Below are 24003 nucleotides of genomic sequence, written 5' to 3' on the forward strand. Positions count from 1 at the left end.
GCTCTACGGCTTCTTCATGGTGCAGACCAGTTCGGCCTTGGAGGTGTCACATTCCTTGAACCAGGCGTTGCCCGGATCCAGGAAATAGCCTTCCTGATCCAAAATCCGCATCTTGCTCGCGAAGTCGCCGAACGGTCGCATGGAGCCCTGGTTGACGTCACCGGACATCGACGAGCGGCCACAGTTCTCGGTGAACGTCGGAGCGTCGTAGCGGGTGTCGTCGAGGAAGTGGGTCGTTCCGTCGTCCGCGACGGCGGAAACGGTCTGCATGCAGTCGGCGCCGCCACCCGGGGCCTCGTTCCGGCCGCCGTCGGTCTTCTTCATACCGGCGGACTGATACGTCGAGGCAAACGGGAACTCGTCACAGTTGACCTCGTCCAAGTGCGGCGGGTCGTGGTGCAGGGCCGTCTTCGGGTGAGGCAGGAACGTCCTGCCCGGAACCCACCCAGTGCTTCCCGACTTCGGGCCCCGGTAGCGGGTGCACATCCTGTCGCGGCTCTTGTCAGAGTCGTAGCCCTCCTTGTTCCGGCTCGGCGGCGGCAGGTACGAAAGCGGGCCCTGCCCCTCCCAGCTCTGGCCGAGCCCCTTGACCTTCGACTTGTTCTGGATCAGCCAGGCGTGCGCGGCAGCCTCAGGATAGGCGGCGGTGTTGAACTTGTATGTCGGCATGTACTCCGACAGGACGCAGCCCGGGACGCCGTAGGAAGCGACCTTGTCGCACTTGACGAGCAGGAACGGAGACTGAAAGTCCCCCGGGTCCAGCCATTCACCCTTTTCGCCGTTCACGCCGGTCGGGGGCTCCGTTTCTGTCAGAACCTTGCCGGTGAAGGAGATCAGCATGCCCGTGGACTGGTCGGCGTCGGTCGTGCCTGAAGCGTTGTCCACCTGGCCGTTCCACTTGTAGTCGGACGTGCCGGTGGCCATGTGGGTGTCGACCGGACTGGCGCCGCCGCCTCCCTTCCAGCTGAGGTCGCCGAAGAAGTCGAAGCTCTTCCGCTGACTGTCACAACCGGCACCCACGCACTTGGAGTCGAACGAGGCATTCGGGTTGCCGTCGCCCATCACGACCGCGCGCTCATCGCCCGGGAAGTCGTTGTAGACCGGGTTGATCTCCACCCACGTCTTGATGGCGCCACCGTGGACGTCAGTCTTGACCTGGAAGGCGACCTCCCAGTTCGCCCGGTACTTCGTGGGCGGGAAACCATCTTGCAGCTTGGCCTCCATGGTGAGCTGAAGGTCGAAGAACACGCAGGCTTCGGTACGGGTCATCAGCGACTTCTGGGCCTCACCGGACAGGGTGGGCTGGCACCAGGCATCCGTGACGACCGGGTCCGGGCGCGAACCGGCACGGATGTTGCGCTCTTTCGCGGCCTTCTTGGTGAACTCCTTGGAGGCATGGCCCTTCGGGGTGACAGTGACCCGGATGCCATCGCCGGTCTTGAAGACGCGAGCCTGGCTGCCCTGCTTCCACTGGCCCAGCGCAGGCTGTGGAGGATCGGTCGGGTCCGGTTGCGGCGAGCTGAAGTCATTGTCCGGGAGCTTGATGTCGATCTTCTGCTTGCGGTTGTAGTCGCGGTTGCCTGCGGTGAAGCCGTAGTCGCGGATCGGGCCGACGTTGTCGGCGCGGTCCACGGACCGGGTCTGCACCGTGTGGTTGCCGTCCTCGGCAGGGGTGACGCTGTAGGAGGCCGTTGCCTCCGCTGCTATGGCCGCCTTGGGCAGGCTGGTGGCCACGGTCGACCAGTTGGCGTCTGCGGCGTCGTCCTCGTACGGGTCGCTGCGGTACTGCACGTCACGTGCGTCGGAAACGCCGGTGTTGACGTCGAAGGTGCCCGTGATGCCTTTGCCGCCGCCGCCCCAGTTCTCTGGATATGTCGCCGAGGCGATGGACGTCGGTGCACCCGGCGCGGTGGTGTCGACGACGAACTCGCGCCAGGGGGACCAGTTCAGGTTGTAGTGGGTGCCGTCGTAGGAGTTGGTGCGGAACTTGTAGGTCTTGCCGTTCACGAGTTGTCCGGCGGGGACCTTCACCGAGGCCCAGGAACCGGGGGCGACATCGGCGGAGACGATCGCGCCGTCACCCGCTGGGGTGGTGATGGGCTTGTTCGTCGCAGCGTCGTAGACCTGGAAGGTGCCGTTGACCTTGTCGCCGTCGGCATCGGGGAACTTGTCGCGCAGAGTAGGGGTGGTCGAGTTGACCGCCCATACCCCGGCGTAGGACTTGAACGGGGCGCCGGCCTGCTGGTCGGTGCCGTCGCCCGGACGGTAGTTGTAGTTGACCGTCAGCTTGGGCTGGTTAGCCGTGGCGTTACGCGAGTTGACGCGCTTCCATCCCTTGGCGTCGTCGCTCGCGGCGCGGACGCCCATGTATCCGCTGGTGGCTTTCTGCGACGCCCAGACCTTCGCCAGGTCGGTCACATCTGCCTTGATCCAGCCGCCGGCCGTGCCGGTACAGCCGGCCGGGTAGCCGGCGGTCTGGGTGGAGGAGCCGTACTGCTGAAGCCACGCGGGCTGCTTCGTCCAGCGTGAGGCCCCGGAACCCGCTCCGGTGTTCCACACTGTCCAGCCCTGGGCCTTGCAGTCGGTGGCGCCGGAGTGGAAGTTGTACAGCTGAACGCTGGCGGAGGAGACAAGCGCGTCGGCGAACCCCGCGGTGTTCCACGTCATGAGCGTGCGCGCGGTGCGTGGAGTGCCGTCGGCGTTGATGGTGCCGGGGTTACCGAAGTCGAGTTCGGTCTCGCCGCCGAGGTCGGTGGTCTCGCCCTGCTGCACGTAGGTGTCGAAGGTGTTGCCGAGCGCGGAGGTCGACGGGTCCACGGTGACCGGGTACGTGGTGTCGGGGTCGGCGAGGAATGCGGCGTCCGGGGTGACCTGGAGGTCGATGTTCCCGCCACCGTTGTCAGTGACCTTCATACCGACCCGGGCGCGGTTCTCGTGCTTGCCCGAGACCTTGTCCACGCTCGCGTCCCACATCACGGGGGCGGGCATGGTGGCCCTCCGCACGCCGGTATCGGCGTCGGTGAACAGGACCGAACCGTCCTTCTGCGCCGTCGCCTTGAGCCCCTTGGCCTTCAGCGGCAGCGTGTAGGTGTAGTCGCCGGCCGTCGGTTTGGCGTCGAGTTTCACGAACTGCTCGAAGCCGGTGCGGGTGGCCCTCACGATCACATCGGCGCCGGGCACGGCATTCTTGTACGTGGCGGTCGTGCCGTCCAGGACGGGCTTGGGCAGACCGCCCTTCCACTGCAACGTCACCCGCTCGTCACCCGTACCGAGGGTGACCAGGTCACGGCCTGCGTCGCCCTGCGCGGCCCTGAGCGACCTGGACGGGGTGCCGCCGCCGGGAGCGAGGGTCAGGCCCTCGGGGTGCGCCTTGGCCTGCACGCCACCGTCGGCGGTGGTCGTCAAGGTGGCGTCGACGTCAACCCACTTGCCGTCGCGTTCCATGCGCTCGGGCCCGGTGGTGACCTCGGAGGTCAGGGTGCCGTCGGGGTTGGCGTAGGTGAGGTTGGTGGGCGTGGTCTCATCCGGGGCGAGAGTCTTCTGCCCCGTCTTCTTCGCCTCGGCGAGCGCCCAGGCGATACCGCCCCTACTGTGCTTCTGCGCCCAGGCCAGGTCGGCCTCACGGATCTCGGCCGCGGACGGCTGCTCGGCCTGCGGGTGGCTTCCGACCACCGCGGCGGGTTTGGGCTCGGCGGCTGCCGTCCGACCCGTGGCCAGGGTGAGGTCGGCGGCCAGCAGTAACACCGCCATTGCGGCAGCGTGGGTTCTTCGTCGCCTGGATCGCGCCGGGCGTCCAGGAATGTGCGTACTCAACTCGTGTGTCCCTTCCGTGTCGCCCGTTGCGAGCGATCACCCAGGGACTGTAAACGTCGGGTAAAGCCTCTGGGGGAGGGTGAAGTTGGGCGCTGGTGAGACATGAGTCATGGTTGCTTGGGCCACTCTCCGAAGCCCGCCCCTGGCACCTGTCGTGTTCTATGGAGTCACCAGGCTGGGCGTTTGCTGTGTCATGCGACGGGTATCTCTAGCGCCCTCTGCCGGCCAGAGACTCACATCAGCCTCGTATCCCCGAAAGTAATGGCAAAGTCTGACTCGTCAGGCTTTCAAGCCTGAGTACTTACACCGCCGACTTTGCCTGGCCTACCCGCTGGTGGATCGCCGGCACCGACGGCAAGGGTCGCCGCGGGCATCGACCCGGTACGAGCGGGCCTCGGGGCGAGGAGGCTGCGCGGGAGCGGGAGAGGTCGGAGAGTGCCGGCCACGAGCAGGGGTGACGAGTGGTGAAGCAGGAGGCCGCGGCTCTGCGAGACCCGGTCTGGGTAAGCGTCTGAAGGATCCGGTCGGCGAGCCCGTACTGCATGACCATGCGCTGTTGGTTTCTCCGAGGACCGGGTCGATTCCTCCCGCTGGTATTCAGGGCCGATTCAAGTCTCCACCGGTACGGTGACCGGCGTGAAGGACGACATACGAAGCGCGCAGGCGATTGAGGAGAGGCAGGTTGCTGACGCGTGGCTGCGCATCACGACCTGGCTTCGGTGCCACGCTCCGGCGACCCTGGAACTGTTGCGGCCCGGCGCCACCGAGGACGAGATCACTGCCCTGCAACAGGCTCTGGGCGTGCGGATCCCGGCAGGGCTGAAGAGCTTGTGGCGCCAGTGTGCGGGCGTCCGTACCGTTCCGGGGCAGGGCAGTAACTTCCTGCTGGGGGGCTGGGCTCTGATGAGCCCTGACTCGGTCACCTACGTCTACCGGGAGAAGATGGTCTCCCAGGAGCGTGACGGTGATGACGAGTTCTTGTTCTGGCGTCCCGCCTGGATCCCGGTGTGTTCCTTTTACGCCGCCGACTACACCCATGGGCTGTATCTGGACGCCGAGACGGGCAAAATTGGTGGCTGGAGCAGGTTCTATGAGCACAGGCCCGGGTTCGAGTCGCTGACCGACTACCTGGAGGAGATGGCGGACGCTCTGGAGGCGCCGTCGTTGGTCACCGGGGAGAAGCCCGGTCTGGTCAATGACGTCCTGGTGTGGGGGCCACCGTCGGACCCTGGCCTGGAAGCGATGTGGACGCCGTTCACCGGATGACGCAGGCGCAGGCGCAGTCCCAGGCGGTGTTGGCGTTCGTGCAGTGCTCGAATGCTGTCCAACTGCTCGTCGGGCATATGTGGGGCCGGCGGCGCTGAGCGCGCCGCCGGCCCCTGGTGTCACTTCGCCCGGTGGTTACTTCATCGCGCCGAGGGCGGTGTCCACCCCCGCGAGGGGAGAGCCGAGCCCGGTCACCGTGTCGTAGCCCGGACCGGCCGTGCACTCCGTCCCGCACAGTCCGTTGGAGCCCGACGTGATGTCCTTGAGCGACGCGCCGAGCCCGTAGACGTCACGGTGCGCGGTGTCCCCGTCCGGTCCGGCGGCGGCCAGATGCGGCTTGTGGGCGGTGGCGCGCAGCTGGTCGGCGGCGGTGAGGACCGCGGCCCAGACCGGTGCGGACAGGCTGGTGCCACCGACCTCCAGCCACTGGGCGGTCCCTCCGGCGCTGGTGTAGACAGCCACGCCGGTGCGCGGGTCGGCCACGAAGCTCACGTCGGGGGTGGCCCGGAAACGGGATGACTGGACACCCTTCTGGTAGGCCGGGCGCTTCTCGAAGTAGCTGAGGCCGCCACCGGTCGACGACCACGCCGTCTCACCGAGCGTGGCGCCGGAGGAGTCCAGCTGGAGGCTGGTGCCGCCGATGGCCAGCGCGTACGGGTTGGTGCTGGAGTAGCCCGCCGGGTAGCCGGCGTCGCCGGTGGACTGGGTGCACACCGAGTCCGCGAGCTTGCAGTGGCCGTCGTAGAAGGACTCCTCGGAGAACTCCGACATGCCCCAGCTGTTGCTGACGGCCGCCGGGTGCAGTGAGGCCGCCTTGTCGACGGCCTGGAAGAGTCCTGTTGTTGAGGCGTCCGCCGCCTCCATCAGCACGATCTTCGCGTGCGGGGCGACGGAGTGGGCCCACTCGATGTCGAGGGCCTCTTCCTCCTCCCAGCCGGAGTTCGCGGCCGGCTTGGTGCCGCTCGCGTACGTCTGCTGGAAGTCGAAGCAGTCGGTGCCGGCCGGGACGCTGTCACAGGTCTGCGGCAGGTCGAAGTGCGCGGCGAAGTGGTTCAGGTCGGCCTTCGCCGTGGGGTAGTCGTAGGCGTCGACGATGGCGATGGTCTGACCCGTGCCGTCACCCTTGAGGCCGAGCCGGGCCTGGATCTGCTGCGGGCTGTAGCCGGGCGCGGTCTCGGTGTCCGCGGCCGGGTCCACCTTGTGGGTGGCCCGGATACGCAGGTCCGGGGATGCCGTGCCACTGGGCAGGGCCGGGTCCTTGACGGCCTTGGACGTCGCGTCGCTGCCGGGCAGGGACTGGAGCTTGGCCGTCGGCGCGGCCGCCTTGGCATCACCGACCCGCTGGACGGTCACGCCGTGCTGGTAGCTGTCCACGGCGCGCATGTCGTATTCGAAGCCGCCGATCAGCTGGTTGACCGCGTAGGCGGTGGTGTCCTCGGGCAGCCCGATCAGGTCGGTTCCGGCGCCCTTGCCGCCGAGACCTGCCGGAGTGAGCGAACCGGCGAACAGGGAGAACGCGGAGCTGCTGGAGTCGACGTACTGCTCGGGGGTGTTCGGGAAGGGCTGCGTGAACTGGAACAGGCCGCCCCCGCCGCCGACGAACGTCTCGTTGCCGCCGGTGGTGGTGGCGAACACGCCCTGCTGGACGTTCTCGTCGTTGAGGACGTCGTAGGCGGGGCCGCCGTCGGGCGGGTACACCGTCATCTCGTAGGCGTGCAGTTCGACCAGCCCGTACTTCTGGGAGCCGGCGAAGCCCTGGAAGGTGCTGGCGCCGGTCGAGTCGCGCTTGGTCAGGACCTTGCCGGTGGTTCCGTCGACGGTCTGGACCAGGTGCGGCGAGTTGAACTTCTCCCCGCCCCAGGCGAAGGCCACCCCGTGGCCGTCGGCGCCGGGGACGGCGGAGCCGACGAACACACCGGCCTGCGCCTCGATCCAGTCGGCGCCCACCCCGCTCGGCTGCTCCTGCCACAGCTTGGCGCCGGTCGCGGAGTTGAGGGCGACCGCGGTCGGGGCCGGGTCACCGGGGCCGGTGTCGGTGCCGGAGCGCGTTCCGCCGTATTCGAGGAAGAGGCGGCCGTCGCCGTCCGTGGCCGGCGTCGAGTACGCCACCTGCTTGTCCTTGGTGCCCGCGGGCCGGTAGGTCCAGCGGGTGGTGCCGTCCGCGGTGTAGGCGCTGACGCCCTTGCTGCCACTGGCGATGATGCGGCCGCCGGTGACGGCCACCCCGAACTGGAAGGCGCCGGTGTCGATGTCGGTGGTCACCTTTCCCTTGTGCGGGTCGAGCACGGCGAAGCCGCGGGAGGTGGCGGCGACCAGGCGCTGCGCCGACTTCCCCTGCTTGTCGGCGACTTCGGACAGCTGCAGCTGATGGACGGCCGCACCGACGGCGCTGTGCCACAGGATGCGGGGCGACGCGCGGTCGAGGTCGCGGCCGTCGAGGGCGAAGACGCCGTGGCTCTGGCCGCCGACGATCAGGTCCTTGACACCGTCACCGTTGACGTCGGTGGCCACGGAGGCGTAGTTGTCGCCGAGCAGCGGCAGCGCGGTGCTGTTGCCCTGCTTCGGGTCGATGCTCCAGGCGGTCAGGTCGTAGCCGACGGTGAGCAGGCGGCCCCGGTAGGGCGTCACCTGGTCGCCTGCGACGTCGCCCTCGCGGCGCCACGCGATGTCGCCGTCGCGGGCGTCGAAGGCGATGAGCTGGCTGTGGTAGATGCCCTCGGGCTCGGCCGGGGTGACGGCGGTCGGGTCGGCGACCGCCGCGACGACCTGGCCGTGTCCGCTCGGGTCGTACTGGAGCGAGAGGGTGGGCGCGTTGGCGCCGCCCACGGTGCTGGCGGTCCGGTAGTGCCAGACGGTGTCGCCGCTGTCGTCCCAGCCGGAGATGGTGCTCTGTCCGTCGCTCAGGTCGACCGGGTCGATGCCGAGTTCGGCCACGGCGTAACGGGCCTGCTTGCCGTGGGCCTGGCCGTTGACGAGGAACGCCTCGGGAATGGTGTTGTCGCGCGAGCCGAGCACCTTGCGGGCGCCGCTGCGGGCATTGATGGCGGTGAGGTCCCAGCGGACGGCGTCGAGCGGGTCGTTCTGCTCGGCGACCAGGACGCGGTCCGAGCCCGGGTCCTGGTGCAGGATGCGCGGATACCCGGGGGTCTTGGTGTTGACGGTGACATGGCCGTCAGCGGTGTCGAGCACCATGACGTGCCCGTCGGCCGGCCGCGGGTTGCCGAGCCCCAGCGGGGTGTCGGTCCAGCCGACGGTGATACGGCCACCGGTCAGCGACTCGACATCGGTCCACGACGCCCAGGGGGCGCCGGTGCTGTACTTCCAGGCCGAGTGCGCCTTGAGGCTGCCGCCCGAACCCGGCGTCAGGGTGTAGGCGAGCAGCGAGCTGCGGCTGTCGCCCTGTTCGGCCACCGGGTCGTCACCCCAGTCGGGGCCGGTGCGGTCGGCCACGATGAGTTTGCCGTCCTGGGCGAGCAGCGAACCGACGTACCCGGGCAGGAGCTTGTGCCAGAGCATCTTGCCGCTGCGGCCGTCGAGGACACTGACGAAGGTCCCGGACGGGAGCGTCGAGCCCGGCGATGTGAAGCTGCGGGCGGGGCTCGCACCGACGGAGTAGGCGACGGCGATGTCGGCCACGCCGTCGCCGTTGAAGTCCGCCTGCGCGTAGGGATGTGTGCCGGTCGAGGACGGCTCGTACGGGTCGTACCCCTCGTACATGACCGGGGTGTACTCCTCGGTCTGGTACGGAACCTTGGGCTTGACCTGCCAGTCGGTGTAGAGGGAGTGGCTGGTGCGCTGCCAGACCGGGTCGCCCTTGGCGTTGTAGCGGCTCACCGTGCCGCCGGAGAACACCGAGACCCAGTCGCCCGTGCCGCCCAGTGCCAGGGTCGAGGCCGCGCCACGAGCCGTCTCCCAGCTCGCCTTCTGGTCGATCGAGGGTGCCGTCGCGGGGGCGGACACCGTGGCACCGGACTTGGAGTCCTTGGCGTCGGCCGGGGTGCCCTCGGCTGCGGCGACGAGGCCGGGCGTGCCGTCGGAGCGGGGAGTGTAGTGGGCGCTGAGCTTGGCCAGTTGTGCGGCGGTCAGCCGCACGGGATCCTTCTTCGTCGGGTCGGCCTGCGCCGCGGGCGCGGACAGCGCCGCGGTGGCAGCGGCAAGCACCGCCGCCACCGCTATGGCGCGTATGCCCTTTGTTCCGGGTCTCATTGAGGCTCCGTCACTTTCAAGTCACCTGATTCGGGGGTCTCGTACTGTTCCAGGCGAACCAGGCCTGGGGGAGAGGTCGCGAGTGGCCGGTTGCGGCCATCGACCGCTGACGGCCACTGCCGGTCGATCGCTGTTCCGCCGAGACGGTGCCGAGATGGTGCTGAGACGGTGCGAAAGGGGTACGACGTGCTTGAGCCGATCGGTCTGGACGCCTCCGCGGAGCGGGTCTGCCGACTGCTGCCGGGCCCCGTGACTGCGCGTCGAAGTGGTCGAAGGACCGGCGGGAATCTCCGGGACCGACAGAGCGCCGCCGCAACCGCGCCAGGGCGTTATGCCCGAGTATGGTCCTGCGGGTCGGCTCGGCCTCCGGCCGGCTCGGGGCCGCAGGTGGTACGGACGTGAGGAGTACGGGTGAGCAGGCTGAAAGCACTCCGGGCAGGCGCGGCGGCGGCCCTTGCCGTCGGGCTCGCCGTCGGTTGTTCACCGACGGGCGGCGGGCACGAGGGCTCGGGCCGTTCCGTCCTGACAGGGGAGAACGGGGCCGCCGGGCGGGTGCTCGCCGTCAAGGTCGACAACGTACCCGCCGCCCGGCCGCAGACCGGGCTCAACGACGCGGACCTCGTGTACGCCATCGAGGTCGAAGGCGGGCTCTCGCGGCTCATGGCCGTGTATGACAGCAGCCATCTGCCTCCGACGGTCGGGCCCGTCCGCAGTGCGCGGGAGACGGACCTTCAGCTGCTCGCCGCGTACGACCAGCCCGCCCTCGCGTTCTCCGGTGCCCAGAGCAAGCTGCTGCCCGTGCTCAAGAGCTCGGACATCATCACCAGGACCGGTACCAGTGCGTTCTTCCGCGACCCGCACCGGCCGGCCCCGCACAACGAGTACGTCCACACGAAGGGGCTCACCGACGGCGCCGGGACCGCCAAGGACATCGGCCTGCGCTTCGCGTCGAAGACACCCGGTGGCGGCAGAGCGGTGACCGTCACCTCGGCCTCGATGCCCTCCGCCCGGTTCACCTTCACCTGGAGCGCGCCGCGGTACCGGGTCGCCATGGACGGCTCGACGTCGCCCTGGACCGCCGACAACGTGATCATCCAGCGGGTGCAGGTCAAGGAGTCACGCTTCCACAGCCGTACCGGCTATGTCCCGTTCTCCCAGACCGTAGGCAGCGGTTCCGGCGTGGTGCTGCGCGACGGGCGGTCGTACGACGTGCACTGGAGCAGGCCGGCGGAGGACGCCGGGACGACGTACACCTCCGACGGGCGGACCCTGCCGCTGCGGCCGGGCAGGACCTGGATCGTTCTCGAACCCGCCTGACGGCTCCGTCCGCCGGGCCCCGGGGATCCGCTGTTACGCCCGCGAACCGGACTCGCGGGTGTCCGCCAGGTCCGCCGCGCCGAGCAGCCGCGCCGCCGCCGACCGGGCCGACGCCAGGGCCGCCCGGCGGTCCGCGCCCCGCTGGCCCAGGGCCACCCGGGTACTCAACCCGTCCAGCAGCGCCAGGAGTTCACCCGCACGGCCCGGTACGTCGTCGATCGTGAAGCGGTGCTGCGCCGCGCCCTTGGCGAGCACCGCTTCGAGGTCCTCCTGCCAGCCGCGGTCCAGCTCCTCCTGGGCCGCGCGCAGCTGCTCGTTCGACCCGGCGCGCGCCCACAGTTCGATCCACAGCATCCAGCGCGGGTCCCGCTCGCCCTTGGGCAGATACAGCTGGAGGAAGCGGTCGAGCCGGCGCGCCGCCGCCGTCCGGCCCGCGAGCAGCGCTCGGCGCTCCCCGGTGAGCGCGTCCTCGCTCCAGCGCAGCGCCTCCAGGAGCAGCCGGTCCTTGCTGCCGAAGTAGTACAGGATGTGGCCGCCGCTGGTCCCCAGCCGTTCGGCGAGTGCGGACATGGTGAGCGCGGCGAGCCCGTTCTCTGCGATGGCCGTCATGGCCTCTTCGAGCATCCGGTCCCGTGCGATCTGCCCGTCCTTGCGATGTGCCACTTCCGCCCCGCTCACGCTGGTCTGCTCCCGACGCTGCCGCGCCTGTCCCCGAGCCTATCCCCGGGCGGTGACGCCAATTCGGCCGGAGGTCTTGACGTGCCACGGGTGCGGGGCGCATCTTGAATGCCGTTCTAACTCTTAGAACGGCATTCAAAGTATGGATGCGGAATACGGAGGCCTCGTATGGCGCGACAACCGACGGATGTCACCGAGCGGACCACCCCGCCGGGCGCCGAGCGGAATACCCCGACGAACACCGCGCCGACACCGGCCGGTGGGGGTACCGGGGTCGCCAGCGACGAGGTGTTCCAGGTCGAGACGCACGGCATCGACCCGATCCCGGACGAGGAGCGGCACGGCAGTGCCAAGGACCTCTTCTGGCTCTGGTTCGGCTCCAACCTGACGTTCACCTACGTCATCAACGGCGCCCTCGCCGTCAGCTTCGGGCTCTCCTTCTGGCAGGCCACCGCTGTCGTCGTCATCGGCGGGCTGACCTTCTTCGTCATCAGCGCCGCCGGACTGAGCGGTATCCGTACCGGCACCGCGACGCTGGTCATCTCGCGTGCGTCCTTCGGCGTCCTCGGGAACTTCCCCGCCGGGCTGCTCAACTGGATCGTCTCCATCGGCTACACCATCGTGAACACGGTGGTCGGCACCCTCGCACTCGAATCCCTCTTCGCCGACCTCGGATGGCGCGGTGGCGGTGACACCGCCCGGGCGCTCGCGCTCGTCATCACCCTCGCCGTGACGTTCGCGGTCGCCATGTGGGGCCACGCCACCGTGCAGTTCGCCGAGCGCTGGATGGCGTACGTGCTCGCCGCCGGCTTCGGTGTGCTGCTGGTCTTCCTGCTGCCCGGTGCCACGACGGGCGCCGCTTCCGGCGGTGCGCCCGGGTTCTCCGGCTGGACGCTCGCCTTCGTCGTCATGCTGGCGGGGCCCTTCTCGTACCTGCCGATGCCCGCCGACTACACCCGCTATCTGCCCCGTGAGACCTCGCTGCGCTCCATCACCTGGAGCGGTGCGCTCGGCGGTCTCATCTCGTCCGTCGCGCTCGGTGTCGCCGGTGTCGCGGCCGCCACCCAGGCCGACATGACGGACGCCGTGGCCGGGGTGGAGAAGCTGCTGCCCGGCTGGTTCCAGCCGGTCTTCCTGCTGCTCGTGCTCGGCGGTTCGGTCACCAACTCCATCCTGACCCTCTACTCCTCCAGCCTGAACCTCCAGGTGCTCGGCATCCCGTGGAGCCGGGCCAGGGCGATCATCGTCAGTGTCGTCGTGACCGCGCTCGGCTCACTCGGCGCGCTCTTCCTGGTGGACTTCACCGAGTCCCTGCTGAGCTTCCTCTCCCTGCTGATCATCGTGTTCGCCCCGTGGGGCGGGGTGTTCCTCGCCGACATGCTGATACGCCGCTGCCGGTACGACACCCGCGCGCTGCACGCCGGACGCGGCGGGGCGTACTGGTACCGCGGGGGATTCCACCTCGCCGGGATGGCCTCCCTCGTCGCCGGTATGGCCTTCGCCGCGCTGACCTGCAACTCCGAACTGTGGACGGGGCCCCTGGTCGCCCCGCTCGGCGGCGGCGACCTCACCCTGCTCGGCTCGGTCGTCTCCGGGCTCGTCTACTGGGCGCTCACCCGCCGCCAGTTGCGTACCGCCCCCGCCGACAGCTGACCGGCCGTACGCCGCATCCGCCGGCCACCACCCCCGTACCTCCCGTACTACCCCAGGAGTCCGTCCCTCATGACCCGCACCACCGCCCCCGCCGACCTGGTCCTGCGCAACGCCCGTATCCATACCGTCGACCCGCGGCTCCCCGCCGCCGAGGCGCTCGCCGTCCGCGACGGCCGAATCGTCTGGCTCGGCCCCGACGCGGAGGCGGCGGCCTGGGCGGGGGAGGGCACCCGGATCGTCGACGGCGAGGGCAGGCTGGTGCTGCCCGGCTTCATCGACGCGCACAACCACGTACGGCTCGGCTCCGACGACGCCTGCGTCCAGCTCGCCGGAGCCCGCACGCTCACCGAGATCCACCACCGCATCACCGCATGGTGCGCCGAGAACCCCGACGCCGAGTGGATCGAGGCCGAGGCCTTCGACTACTCCGCGATCCCGGACGGCCGGATGCCGAACGCGGCCGACCTCGACCAGGTCACCGGCGACACCCCGGCCTTCGTCCTCAGCTACGACGTCCACACCGCGTGGCTCAACACCGCGGCCCTGCGCCGGCTCGGCGTCACCAGGGAGATCACCGAGCTGCCGTTCGGGCGCGCCGAGACCGACCCGGAGACCGGCGAACCCACCGGATTCATCAAGGACTTCGCGGTCAAGGGGCTGTCCCGCGAGGGGCACCGGGCGCTGCGCGAGCTGGGCGTGCCGTGGGCCGCTCCCGACCGCCAGTACGGCCGGCTGGTGAAGAGCCTGGACGACGCGATCCGGTTCGGCATCACCACCGTGGTCGAACCCCAGAACTCCCTGGACGATCTGGAGCTGTTCACCCGCGCCCGCACCGAGGGCCGGCTCCGCTCCCGCCTCGTCGCGGCGCTCTTCCACCCGCGCGGTACCACCGACGCCGACCTGGACGACTTCGCGGCGACCGCCGTCCGGTTCAACGACGACCGGATTCGGGTCGGCCCGCTCAAGCTCTACATCGACGACGTGGTCGAGCCGCGCACCGCCGCGCTGCTTGAGCCGTACACGGGCTGCGGCAAGCACCGGGGCGACACGTTCTACCCGGCGGAGGAGTTCGCCGGGCTGCTCGCCAAGCTGGACTCCCGGGGCTTCCAGTGCTTCGTGCACGCCACCGGCGACCGGGGCATCCGCACCGTACTGGACGCCGTCGAGCACGCCGCCGCGATCAACGGGCGGCGCGACGCCCGCCACCAGGTCGTCCACGTCGAGTGCCTCGACCCGCAGGACACCGCGCGCTTCGCGGAACTCGGCGTCGTCGCCTGTATGCAGCCCAGGCACTGCGCACCCGAGATCGCGGGCCCCGGCCAGGACTGGGCGGAGAACGTCGGCTCGGGCCGCTGGCACAAGGCCTGGCCGATGCGCAGCCTGCACGAGGCGGGGGCCGTGCTGGCCTTCTCCAGTGACTGGAACGTGGCCGAGATGGACCCGATGATCGGTATCTACACCGCGGTCACCCGCCGTCCCCTCGGTGGCGGCGAGCCCTGGCAGCCGGCCGAGACGGTCGACGTGGAGACGGCCGTCCACGGCTACACCATGGGTTCCGCCTACGCCAACTTCCTTGAGGACGAACGCGGTTCGCTCAGCGTCGGCAAACTGGCCGACTTCACCGTCCTGTCCAGGGACATCCTGCGGATCCGCCCGGAGGACATCCCCGGCACGACGGCCGAGCTGGTCGTCGTCGGCGGCGAGGTGGTCGCCGGGGCCGGGGCCTGAGAGCCGGACGGCAGGGGCGGCGGCCCCCGGCGGCCGCCGCCCCTGCCGCGTAAGGCATCGTGATGACCGGCAGGGACCTCCGGGTCCACGGGACCCCGGGCGGAACCGCCGCGGCCGTGCGCGCGCTCCACCGGGACAGGACAGGCAGGGGACCCGCGATGAGCGACGACTGCGTGCTGGCGCGCACCGAGGGGCGGATCGGCCATCTCACCCTCAACCGGCCGAAGGCGCTGAACGCGCTGAACCGCGCGATGGTGCGGCGCATCGACGAGGCCCTGGCCGCCTGGGAGGATGATCCGGCCGTGGAGACCGTGGTCATCTCCGGTGCCGGAGAACGTGGCCTGTGCGCGGGCGGCGACATCCGCTCCATTTACGAGGACGCACGCGCCGGAGGCACCGCATCCTTCGCCTTCTGGCGGGACGAGTACCGGCTCAACGCCCGCATCGCCCGGTACCCGAAGCCGTACGTCGCCCTCATGGACGGGATCGTGATGGGCGGCGGTGTCGGAGTCTCGGCGCACGGCAACGTCCGTATCGTCACCGAGCGGTCCCGGATCGCCATGCCGGAGACGGGTATCGGCTTCGCACCCGACGTGGGCGGTACGTATCTGCTCGCCCTGGCGCCCGGTGAACTCGGCACCCACCTCGCCCTGACCGGCGCGGAGATCGGCGCGGACGACGCCATGCTGTGCGGTCTCGCCGACCACTTCGTACCCTCAGGCGACCTGCCCCGGCTGCTGGACGCCCTCGCCACTCGGACGGTCGAGGACGCGCTCCAGCTGTACGTGCGTCAGCCGCCGCCCGGCGAACTGGCGGGTCACCGGGCGTGGATCGACGACTGCTACGCGGCCGACACCGTCGAGGAGATCGTCGCCCGGCTGCGGGGACACGGAACGGGCGCCGCCGAAGCGACGGCCGACACCCTGGCGACCAGGTCGCCCACCGCCTTGAAGGTCACGCTCGCCGCAGTACGCAGCGCACGGCGGCTGGGCCGGCTGGAGCGCGTCCTGGAGCAGGAGTACCGGAGTTCCTGCGCAGCGCTCGCCTCGCACGATCTGGCCGAGGGCATCAGGGCCCAGGTCATCGACAAGGACCGCAGGCCCCATTGGAAACCGGCCACTCCGGCCGAGGTCACCGACACAGATGTGGAGCGCTACTTCGCCCCGCCCGAAGGAGGGGACCTCCACCTGCTGGAACGGTCCAACAGCCCGGAGATCACTGCCAGTCGGCTGTCCTGATCACGGATGCAGCCACGTCGGGGACGGAGACTGTGGTGGTATCGACGGTGAAGTCCTCGACCGCGGCCCGGCTGAGGATCGCGTCCAGCTCGGCGGACCGGTCCAGATGCCACCGCAGTGCTTCGGGTTCGCCGTCGTGGCGCTGGGCCAGACGCTTGTGGATGACGGGCAGTTCAGCCCGGAGCCGGCACACCGTGAGATCAACGCCTACGGCGTCGGCCAGTTGCTTCCGCTCATCCTGTCGCTCGATCACGCCGGCGAGTACGAGGCGCGTCGCTCCTGCCTCGACGTAGTTGCCGGCGATGCTCCGCAGATTCCGCAGCAGCACAGTGAAGTTGAAACGGTCACCGGGAGGTGCGGGCCACGACTGGCACAGCCGGTCGAGGTCGAGCACGGCATGAGGGATCCCGGCGTCGGCGAGAAGGTCGCCGACCGCGTCGGCAACGGTGGTTTTGCCCACACCGACGGTGCCGTTGATCAGGAGGGCCCGAGCGCCCCTGGGGCTGTCTGTGTGCATCTCGGCATCGTACGTCGAGGCGCGCGGACCCGGATCGCACTTTTTCCGGGGGCCGCCGCCAGGAAGCGGCGGCCCCCGACGAGACGGCCCACGGAGCGCCCGACCGCTCCGTGCCGGTCATGCCCGGGACGCGAGGTGCCGCCAGTCCTGCCACGTGTCGAGCCGCTTCCGATGACACGACCGGCAGTTGCCTGCGACCGGTGAGGTGCGGCCCGCGCCCCGAGCCCGGCCGGCCGCTTCTCCGGACTCATAGAGTTCTCATGTGCGGCATCTCGTGCACATCTGGCATGACGTGCCAGATGTGACGTAGGTTCTGCCCCATGTCCTCCTCGATGCACAGTGCCGTGATGGCGGCGCTCGTACTGGTCCTTGCTGTTGCCGCGGTGGTCGCGTACCGGCCGGTCACACGGAGAACGGGCCTGCCGGCCGGGGCCGTGCTGGGGGTACTGCTCGCGGTGGCGGTGTGCCTGGGGATCACGCTGCCCGATCAGATCGTCAGTGGGGCAGCAGGGCGGCTCGGGGCGTGCGTGACCGGTGACTCGGTCAGGACGCTCACGGGCGGCTTCGCGCACAACGCGGTCAATGTGGTGCTGTGGGTGCCCATGGGGCTGCTGGGCACGCTGGCCTCGCGGCGGCCGGTGGCCGTGACGCTCGCGGGGTCGGCGGCGTGGGTGGTGGTCGAGCTGCTGCAGACGCTCGATCCCGTACGGTCCTGCCAGCCGCTCGACTGGGCGAACAACACCCTGGGCGTCGCGGCCGGCGCACTTCTGGGGTGGCTGATCGGCCGGGCGCGCGACTCCCGGCAGGCCGGGGAAATCCACGCCGACTAGGGGCTTCCGTTGCGCTCGGGCGATCACGTCCAGGTCGATCAGGGTGGCGAAGCCGGTGAGGGCGAGGAGGGCACATCGGCCCCGACCGCGACCCGGCGACCGAGACCGGCACCGCCCCGTGTCCCGTCGTCGACGGCGAGGTACTCGCCGGACCGCCCCGGACCGCCCCGGACCGCCCCGGACCGCCCCGGACCGCCCCGGTCCTCGGCGGCGCCCCGGGCGACGGCGGGCACCCGCAAACCGGCCACGGGCTGTGAGGCAGCCGTCCAAGCGCTGTCCCACAGCCCGGTATTGGCGGATCAGAACCGCGAACGCTCAGCCACGGCCCGGCGGCATCATCATGCGGTGAGCGCGGGCGGAACCGCCGCAAGCGCCTCCTGGATCGCCGCGACCAGGGTGCGGGCGGACTCGGCCGTCAGCTCCAGGGCGACCCGGGCCGACGGGCCCTTCGACGGGTCGGTGAAGTCGATGTTGAGCGTGTGCTCGGCCATCGCGTGCACCGGGTGGTCGAAGTACACGGTCACGTCGGACACATGGAACCAGGAGCTGCCCGGCCCCTTGGCGCTGCCGTCCACGGTGTCCTTGATCGTCGTGTAGGTGCACATGCTCAGACCCCCAGGTGCTTGGCGAAGAAGGTCTCGACCCGCTCCCAGCCGTCGTTCGCCGCCGCCACGTTGTACGAGGGCCTGTCGGTGGAGAAGAACGCGTGACCTGCGCCCTCGTACGTGTGGAACTCGAAGTCCTTGCCGTGCTCCGTGAGGATCTGCTCCAGCTCGGCTACCTGCTCGGGGCCGGGGAAGCTGTCGTCGGCCCCGAAAAGGCCGAGCAGCGGAGCGCGCAGCCCGGGGAGCTCGCCGACCAGGTTGGTGACCTTCAGCGGGAAGCCCTCGGGCGGTGTTCCGGTGACGAACGCGCCGTAGCAGTCCACCGCCGCATCGAGGTCGAGACGGCAGGCGGCGAGTACGCTCTGCCGCCCGCCGGAGCAGTAACCGATCGTGCCCACCTTGCCGTTGGAGGTGGACAGCGCCCGCAGATACTCCGCTGCCCCGCCCACGTCACCCGCGAGACGGTCGTCCGGCACTCCGCCGGCCGCACGGTTGGCGGCTGCCGCGTCGTCAGGGGCCGCGCCGGGCGCCTCGCGGTAGAAGAGGTTCGGGCAGACCGCGTCGTAGCCCAGCTCGGCGAACCTGCGGACGATCTCCTTGCTGCCCCGGTCGTAACCGGGCATGTGGTGGATGACCACGACGCCGCCGCGCGGGGTTCCGCCCTGCGGGCGGGCCAGATATGCCTCGATCTCGTCGCCGTTGTGACCGGTGAGCCTGATGGTTTCCGCGGTTAGTGAGTCACTCATGGGACCAGCTATATCACCGGATCCGAACCGGCCCGCGGCTGCCCGGCGGGAGAGTCCCGGGGCCAGCTGCCGGTCGTACGCAGCAGGGCGATGAAGGCCCGCTCGGCGGGGGAGAGAAGCCGGTCGCGCCGGCTCACCAGACTGATCGGGCGGGACCGCGGCCGCGGGCCGACCGGCAGCACGGCCAGCGAACCCGCCCGTACATCACTGTCGACCGCGTGCTCGGAGATCAGCGTGAGCCCGAGACCGGCGGCCACACACTGCTTGACGGCCTCCGGGCCCCAGATGTCGCCGTGCGACACCTCCGTCAAGTCCCACTCGGCCAGCACCTGTTCCTGGAGTTCGCGGGTCTGTGAACCGGGCTCGCGCAGCAGGAACCGCGAGCCCGACAGCTCGGCGGGACGGACCTCGCCCGCACCCGCCAGCGGATGCGACGGCGCGGCGACGAGCACCAGCCGCTCGTCCAGTACGTGTTCGACGACCAGCTGGGCCGTGGTGGGCGCCCCCGCCACCACCGCCACCCCGATTCCGCCTCCGGTCAGCCGTTCCAGCACTGCCTCGTTGTTGCCCACGAAGATGTCGCACTCGATGCCCGGATGCGCCGCCTGGTACCGGGCGAGGAGCGACGGCAGCAGATAGGTGCCGACCGTCGTCGTGCCGCCGATCAGCAGCCGGCCCGACGCCAGCCCGCTCACCTGCTGAACCGCGGCGACGGCCTCGTCGGCCAGCAGGAAGACCCGTTTGCCGTACTCGGCCAGGACCTCGCCCTCGGCGGTGGGGCGGGTGCGGGCGCCGGAGCGGTCCACCAGGGTGACCCGCAGGGACTGCTCCAGTCTGCGCACCTGGTTGGAGACGGACGGCTGGCTCATGTAGAGCTTCTGGGCCGCCGCCGAGAAGCCGTGGTGCTCGACCACTTGCATAAAGATCCACAATCGGTGGAGGTTGAGTTCCACGGGCCTCCTGACGTTGCTCACCGACCGTCCGCGCGGCGAGCCTAGCGGCGAACGGCCCTGGTGGGGAGGGGGTGCACCGGCCCCTGCACAGCTATGGCCGCCATAGCGATTCCGGTGGTTCTCCACCGCCGGTGACGGGTGCTACCCATGAAAAGGAGAGCGGCAGCCACCGCTCCGGACTTCGACCTCAGGGGTGGATCCGTACATGAAGGAACCTGTTGCCGGACGGCTCGACGGGCTCGATGTGAACGGGCGTGGCTACGGCCGGCCCCGTCGGCCGGTCGTCGTGGTCTGCATCGACGGCAGTGAACCCGCCTACCATGAACGGGCGGTGGCGGACGGCCGGATGCCCTTCCTGGAACGCATGGTGCAGGACGGCAGCGATCTGCGCGCCGACTGCACCATGCCGTCCTTCACCAACCCCAACAACCTGTCCATCGCCACCGGCACACCACCCTCGGTGCACGGCATCTGCGGCAACTACTTCTACGACACCGAGTCCGGTACCGAGATCATGATGAACGACCCGGCACTGCTGCGGGTGCCCACGCTCTTCGCCGCGTTCTCGGCGGCCGGCGCGAAGGTCGCCGTCATCACGGCCAAGGACAAACTGCGCAGGCTGCTGGGGCGCGACCTGGTCGACGGCATGTGCTTCTCCGCCGAGAAGGCCGACCAGGTCACGGAGGAGGAGAACGGCATCAGCAAGGTGCTGGAGCGCGTCGGCGCCGAGCTGCCCTCCGTGTACAGCGCCGGGCTCAGTGAACTGGTCATGGCAGCCGGTACGGACGTCCTGGAGCAGGAGCGGCCGGACCTCATGTACCTCTCGCTCACCGACTACATCCAGCACAAGCACGCACCGGGCTCGCCCGTCGCCAACGACTTCTACGCGATGCTCGACGGCTACTTCGAGCGGATCGACGCACTCGGCGCCGTCCTGGTCGTCACCGCCGACCACGGGATGAACGCCAAGAGCGACGCCGGGGGCGACGCCCGGGTGGTGTTCCTCCAGGACGTCCTCGACGCACGGCTCGGCGAGGGGACGGCGCGGGTCGTGCTGCCCATCACCGACCCGTACACCGTGCACCACGGGGCGCTCGGCTCGTACGCGACCGTGCATCTGCCCGCCGCCACCGACGTTGCGCCGCTGGTCGCCGCGCTCACCACGCTGGACGGTGTGGACACCGTCCTCACCCGTGCACAGGCCTGCGAGCGCTTCGAGCTGCCGCCGGACCGGATCGGCGACATCGTCGTCATCGCCGAACGCAACACAGCGCTGGGCACGACCCCGGCCCGCCACGACATCTCCGGCTTCGAGGAGCCGCTGCGCTCGCACGGCGGGCTGACGGAGCAGCGCGTGCCGTTCCTGGTCAACGCCCCGACCGGGCCACTCCCCGAGGGCCACCGGCTCCGGAACTTCGACGCCTTCTGGGTGGGCACCGCACTCGCGGCGGACCGGCCGCTCACCGCCTGACCGGACTGGACAGGACAGCCCATGAATCTCCGCGATTCCCGGAACTCCTCGACTCCTGAGACTCCTCGATCTCCGAAACTGCTCGATCCTGAAACTGCTCGATCCTGAAACGAACGCTCCCACCACTGACCCGGCCCCGGCGTGCGCTGTCGAGGCGCGCGCCGGGGCCGAGCCATGTCCAGGTACGACTCCGATCCCTCACCCCGCACTCACCGCGCCGAGGACAGGACACCGCCATGGCAGACACCCCACTCCAGCAACCACCACCGACCGGCACCCCCGTCACCACACGTGAAGCGCTCGACGAGGTCTCACCGCTGCTCCGTTCCGCGCGCGCCCGCCGCTGGCGGCGGCAGATCTTCGCGATCACCTGGCTCGCGTACGTCGGCTTCTACTTCGTCCGGCAGGCGTTCTCCGTGGCCAAGCTGGGCATCCTGGACGACCCCTCGGTGAACACGGTGCTCACCGAGCATGTCCTCGGCATCATCGACGCGGTCTATCTCGCGGCCTACGCGGCCGGGCAGTTCCTCTGGGGCATGTGGGCCGACCGGTTCGGGCCGCGCGTGGTCGTGATCGGCGGGATGGCCGGTGCCATCGCCGCGGCCTGTCTGATGGGGCTCAACAGCGCGCTCCTGGTGTTCGGCGGCGCCATGGTGATCCAGGGGTTGTCCCAGTCGGCGGGGTGGGCGCCCCTCTGCAAGAACATGGGGAACTTCTTCGCTGTGGGGGAGCGGGGCCGGGTGCTCGGTGTGTGGAGCACCAACTACGCGTTCGGCGGGCTCGTGGCCCCGCCGTTCCTCGGGTGGATCGCCTACTCGGTGCTCGACAGCTGGCGGGCCGCCTTCCTCGCCGGCGCCGCCACCCTCGCCGTCGTACTCCTGCTGTTCGTGCTCCTCCAGCGCAACTCCCCCCGCGACGTGGGACTGCCGGATCCCACCGACCCCACCGATCCCGTAGAAATCGCAGAGCCCACCAACCCCGCAGAGCCCACGGAACCCAGCCTCAGCCCCGGGCCCGGAGCGGGCAGCGAGCCGCGCCGCTCGGCCGTCGGGCTCTACCGTGAAACCCTGCGCGACCGCATGGTGCTGACCCTCGGCCTCTGCTACTTCCTTCTCAAGCCCGCCCGTTACGCCATCCTGCTCTGGGGGCCGGTCATCGTCAGCCACCGGCTGCCCGAGATCAACAAGGTCGGCGCCACACTCATCCCCATCGCGTTCGGCGTCACCGGCGTCCTCGCCCCGATCCTGGTGGGCTGGGTCTCCGACCGGCTGTTCCGGTCCCGCCGGGTGCCGGCATGCGTCCTCGCCCTGGGCGTACTGACCGCGGCCCTCGCCCTGTTCATGCCGCTCACCGCGGCCGGCAGCGTCGGCGTGATGATCGCCGTTCTCGCCGTGATCGGACTCGCCGTGTACGCGGCCGACGCGATGATCTCCTGTGTCGCCGCCGTGGACTTCGGCAGCGCCAAGGGCGCGGGAACCGCCGCAGGGCTGGTCAACGGCTGCGGCTCGGTGGGTGCCATCCTCGGCGGCCTGCTCCCCGGATTCCTCTCCGGCGGTGTGCTGTTCACCGGCTTCGCGGGGGCCGCGCTCCTCGCCGGACTGCTGATGCTCCCGCACTGGAACCGCGTACCGCGCCCCGCGTCCTGAGCCTCCTGCACCCATCGAGAAGGAGATCCCATGACTGTCAACCGTGCCGACACCGCCGTCGTCGGCGGAGGCATCGTCGGCCTCGCCCACGCGCTCGCCGCAGCCCGCCGGGGGGACCGCGTCGTCCTGTTCGAGCGCGACGACTTCGCCGTCGGTGCCTCCATCCGTAACTTCGGCATGATCTGGTCGATCGGCCAGCAGCGCGGCGAGGTCTACGAACGCGCCCTGCGGACCCGCGAGATCTGGCTGGAGATAGCCGCCAAGTCCGGTCTCTGGGCCGCACCGACCGGATCACTGCACCTCGCACACCACCCCGACGAGGTCGCGGTACTCGAAGAGTTCCTCGCGATCACGCCGCCGGCCCGGGACCGCGGCGCCCGGATGATCACCGCAGCCGAGACCCGTGAGCGCAGCGCCACCGCGCGCACCGACGGCTTGCTCGCCGCGATGTGGAGCCCGACCGAACTCAACGTCGACCCGCGGCTCGCCATCCCGGCGGTCGCCAGGCACCTGGTGACCGAGTACGGCGTCGACATCCGGTTCGGCACGACCGTACGCGGCATCTCGCTGCCGACGGTCTCCACCACCGAGGGCGAGTGGCACGCCGACCGGGTCTATGTGTGCAGCGGCAACGACTTCGCGACGCTGTACCCCGAAGTCTTCGCCCGGAGCGGTCTGATGCGGTGCAAGCTCCAGATGATGCGCACCGGGGCCCAGCCGGCCGGCTGGCAGCTCGGCCCGATGCTCTGCGGCGGGCTGACTCTCCTGCACTACGCGGCCTTCGACGACTGCGTGTCGAAGGCCGCGCTGGCGGCCCGGATGGGCGAGGAACTGCCCTTCCACCGGGAGAACGGCGTCCACGTCCTGCTCTCCCAGACCGCGGACGGTCGGCTGACGATCGGCGACAGCCATGCGTACGCCAAGACCCTCCACCCCTTCGAGAGCGAGGAGATCAACGAGGCGGTCGTCGACTATCTGGGCACCTTCGCGCAGTTGCCCAACCCGGCCATCACCGAGCGCTGGAGCGGCTACTACCCGTCTCTGCGGGACGGGCGTACGCAACTGGTGGCCGAGCCCGAACCGGGCGTCACCGTCGTGAACGGCGTCGGCGGCGCCGGGATGACGCTGTCGTTCGGCCTGGCCGAGGAGATCGTCGGCCGCTGATACCGGCCCACCCGGCCACCAGATGCCGCTCACCGGAGATCCGGTGAGCGGCACCGCCGCTCCCTGCCACCAAGGGCTTGTCCGGGCGCGATCAGTGATTTTGCCCGGTGTTTGGTCCAGTCCGGATCCCCCAGCGTCAGGCCCATGACAACGTCGCCTTTGAGGGAATTGG

At 69.9% G+C, this 24003-nt stretch carries 16 protein-coding genes; 9 read left to right on the forward strand and 7 right to left on the reverse strand.

From position 1 onward, the window contains the following. Nucleotides 1-3: 3 nt before the first annotated feature. Nucleotides 4-3750, reverse strand: coding sequence for a DNRLRE domain-containing protein (locus tag OHB13_RS32915; RefSeq protein ID WP_328379531.1), 3747 nt, complete (start codon nucleotides 3748-3750; stop codon nucleotides 4-6). A 699-nt stretch (nucleotides 3751-4449) separates the two neighbouring features. Between OHB13_RS32915 and OHB13_RS32920 the strand changes: the two genes are divergently transcribed. After that, a complete protein-coding gene (locus tag OHB13_RS32920) occupies nucleotides 4450-5079 on the forward strand; it encodes an SMI1/KNR4 family protein (RefSeq protein WP_328379532.1) in 630 nt (209 codons plus the stop codon). A 135-nt stretch (nucleotides 5080-5214) separates the two neighbouring features. On the opposite strand, the gene OHB13_RS32925 is transcribed toward OHB13_RS32920, so the two are convergent. Beyond that, complete coding sequence (locus OHB13_RS32925; RefSeq protein WP_328379533.1) at nucleotides 5215-9285, reverse strand: S53 family peptidase; 4071 nt, start codon at nucleotides 9283-9285, stop codon at nucleotides 5215-5217. A gap of 411 nt (nucleotides 9286-9696) precedes the next feature. On the opposite strand from OHB13_RS32925, the gene OHB13_RS32930 reads away from it, so the two are divergent. Next, on the forward strand, nucleotides 9697-10602 hold the full coding sequence (locus OHB13_RS32930; RefSeq protein ID WP_328379534.1) for a DUF3048 domain-containing protein: 906 nt from the start codon (nucleotides 9697-9699) through the stop codon (nucleotides 10600-10602). Between the two features lie 33 nt (nucleotides 10603-10635). On the opposite strand, the gene OHB13_RS32935 is transcribed toward OHB13_RS32930, so the two are convergent. Next, nucleotides 10636-11226, reverse strand: a complete 591-nt coding sequence (locus OHB13_RS32935) for a TetR/AcrR family transcriptional regulator (RefSeq protein WP_405914429.1) — start codon at nucleotides 11224-11226, stop codon at nucleotides 10636-10638. Nucleotides 11227-11448: 222 nt separating this feature from the next. On the opposite strand from OHB13_RS32935, the gene OHB13_RS32940 reads away from it, so the two are divergent. The 3 genes from OHB13_RS32940 to OHB13_RS32950 all read left to right on the forward strand — a co-directional run bounded on the left by OHB13_RS32940 (nucleotide 11449) and on the right by OHB13_RS32950 (nucleotide 15899). Continuing rightward, on the forward strand, nucleotides 11449-12933 hold the full coding sequence (locus tag OHB13_RS32940; RefSeq protein WP_266850871.1) for a purine-cytosine permease family protein: 1485 nt from the start codon (nucleotides 11449-11451) through the stop codon (nucleotides 12931-12933). A gap of 69 nt (nucleotides 12934-13002) precedes the next feature. Beyond that, nucleotides 13003-14661, forward strand: coding sequence for an amidohydrolase (locus tag OHB13_RS32945; RefSeq protein WP_328379535.1), 1659 nt, complete (start codon nucleotides 13003-13005; stop codon nucleotides 14659-14661). A 158-nt stretch (nucleotides 14662-14819) separates the two neighbouring features. Beyond that, nucleotides 14820-15899 carry an enoyl-CoA hydratase/isomerase family protein gene (locus OHB13_RS32950; protein ID WP_328379536.1) on the forward strand — a complete coding sequence of 360 codons (1080 nt, stop codon included), beginning with the start codon at nucleotides 14820-14822 and terminating at the stop codon, nucleotides 15897-15899. Here OHB13_RS32950 and OHB13_RS32955 read toward each other — a convergent pair. Beyond that, complete coding sequence (locus OHB13_RS32955) at nucleotides 15877-16416, reverse strand: hypothetical protein (protein ID WP_328379537.1); 540 nt, start codon at nucleotides 16414-16416, stop codon at nucleotides 15877-15879. The genes OHB13_RS32950 and OHB13_RS32955 overlap by 23 nt on opposite strands. A 320-nt stretch (nucleotides 16417-16736) precedes the next feature. Here OHB13_RS32955 and OHB13_RS32960 point away from each other — a divergent pair, with 320 nt between their 5' ends. Then, nucleotides 16737-17246, forward strand: a complete 510-nt coding sequence (locus OHB13_RS32960; protein WP_328379538.1) for a VanZ family protein — start codon at nucleotides 16737-16739, stop codon at nucleotides 17244-17246. Nucleotides 17247-17584: 338 nt separating this feature from the next. Here the strand turns inward: OHB13_RS32960 and OHB13_RS32965 are convergent, their stop codons facing one another. From OHB13_RS32965 to OHB13_RS32975, 3 genes are read right to left on the reverse strand one after another with little or no spacing between them, the layout of a single operon-like run. After that, nucleotides 17585-17851 carry a DUF6295 family protein gene (locus OHB13_RS32965; RefSeq protein WP_266850861.1) on the reverse strand — a complete coding sequence of 89 codons (267 nt, stop codon included), beginning with the start codon at nucleotides 17849-17851 and terminating at the stop codon, nucleotides 17585-17587. Between the two features lie 2 nt (nucleotides 17852-17853). Then, on the reverse strand, nucleotides 17854-18597 hold the full coding sequence (locus tag OHB13_RS32970; RefSeq protein WP_328379539.1) for a dienelactone hydrolase family protein: 744 nt from the start codon (nucleotides 18595-18597) through the stop codon (nucleotides 17854-17856). 8 nt (nucleotides 18598-18605) lie between these two features. Then, a complete protein-coding gene (locus OHB13_RS32975) occupies nucleotides 18606-19550 on the reverse strand; it encodes a LysR family transcriptional regulator (RefSeq protein ID WP_266850857.1) in 945 nt (314 codons plus the stop codon). Between the two features lie 205 nt (nucleotides 19551-19755). Here OHB13_RS32975 and phnA point away from each other — a divergent pair, with 205 nt between their 5' ends. From phnA to OHB13_RS32990, 3 genes are all read left to right on the forward strand, one after another. Beyond that, nucleotides 19756-21021 (forward strand): phosphonoacetate hydrolase, encoded by a 1266-nt coding sequence (phnA, locus tag OHB13_RS32980; RefSeq protein WP_266850855.1) that lies wholly within the window; start codon nucleotides 19756-19758, stop codon nucleotides 21019-21021. Between the two features lie 236 nt (nucleotides 21022-21257). Next, complete coding sequence (locus OHB13_RS32985; protein WP_328379540.1) at nucleotides 21258-22667, forward strand: MFS transporter; 1410 nt, start codon at nucleotides 21258-21260, stop codon at nucleotides 22665-22667. A gap of 30 nt (nucleotides 22668-22697) precedes the next feature. Then, nucleotides 22698-23831 (forward strand): TIGR03364 family FAD-dependent oxidoreductase, encoded by a 1134-nt coding sequence (locus OHB13_RS32990; protein WP_328379541.1) that lies wholly within the window; start codon nucleotides 22698-22700, stop codon nucleotides 23829-23831. Nucleotides 23832-24003 lie beyond the last annotated feature (172 nt).

It is taken from the genome of Streptomyces sp. NBC_00440 (genome assembly GCF_036014215.1).
GTDB lineage: Bacteria > Actinomycetota > Actinomycetes > Streptomycetales > Streptomycetaceae > Streptomyces.

Bases quoted from the DNA above. Each gene is read 5' to 3' on its own strand.
- OHB13_RS32915 (WP_328379531.1), bottom strand. From the start codon at position 3,750: ATGGCGGTGTTACTGCTGGCCGCCGACCTCACCCTGGCCACGGGTCGG.
- OHB13_RS32925 (WP_328379533.1), bottom strand. From the start codon at position 9,285: ATGAGACCCGGAACAAAGGGCATACGCGCCATAGCGGTGGCGGCGGTG.
- OHB13_RS32935 (WP_405914429.1), bottom strand. From the start codon at position 11,226: ATGCTCGAAGAGGCCATGACGGCCATCGCAGAGAACGGGCTCGCCGCG.
- OHB13_RS32940 (WP_266850871.1), top strand. From the start codon at position 11,449: ATGGCGCGACAACCGACGGATGTCACCGAGCGGACCACCCCGCCGGGC.
- OHB13_RS32945 (WP_328379535.1), top strand. From the start codon at position 13,003: ATGACCCGCACCACCGCCCCCGCCGACCTGGTCCTGCGCAACGCCCGT.
- OHB13_RS32950 (WP_328379536.1), top strand. From the start codon at position 14,820: ATGAGCGACGACTGCGTGCTGGCGCGCACCGAGGGGCGGATCGGCCAT.
- OHB13_RS32955 (WP_328379537.1), bottom strand. From the start codon at position 16,416: ATGCACACAGACAGCCCCAGGGGCGCTCGGGCCCTCCTGATCAACGGC.
- OHB13_RS32960 (WP_328379538.1), top strand. From the start codon at position 16,737: ATGTCCTCCTCGATGCACAGTGCCGTGATGGCGGCGCTCGTACTGGTC.
- OHB13_RS32965 (WP_266850861.1), bottom strand. From the start codon at position 17,851: ATGTGCACCTACACGACGATCAAGGACACCGTGGACGGCAGCGCCAAG.
- OHB13_RS32970 (WP_328379539.1), bottom strand. From the start codon at position 18,597: ATGAGTGACTCACTAACCGCGGAAACCATCAGGCTCACCGGTCACAAC.
- phnA (WP_266850855.1), top strand. From the start codon at position 19,756: ATGAAGGAACCTGTTGCCGGACGGCTCGACGGGCTCGATGTGAACGGG.
- OHB13_RS32985 (WP_328379540.1), top strand. From the start codon at position 21,258: ATGGCAGACACCCCACTCCAGCAACCACCACCGACCGGCACCCCCGTC.
- OHB13_RS32990 (WP_328379541.1), top strand. From the start codon at position 22,698: ATGACTGTCAACCGTGCCGACACCGCCGTCGTCGGCGGAGGCATCGTC.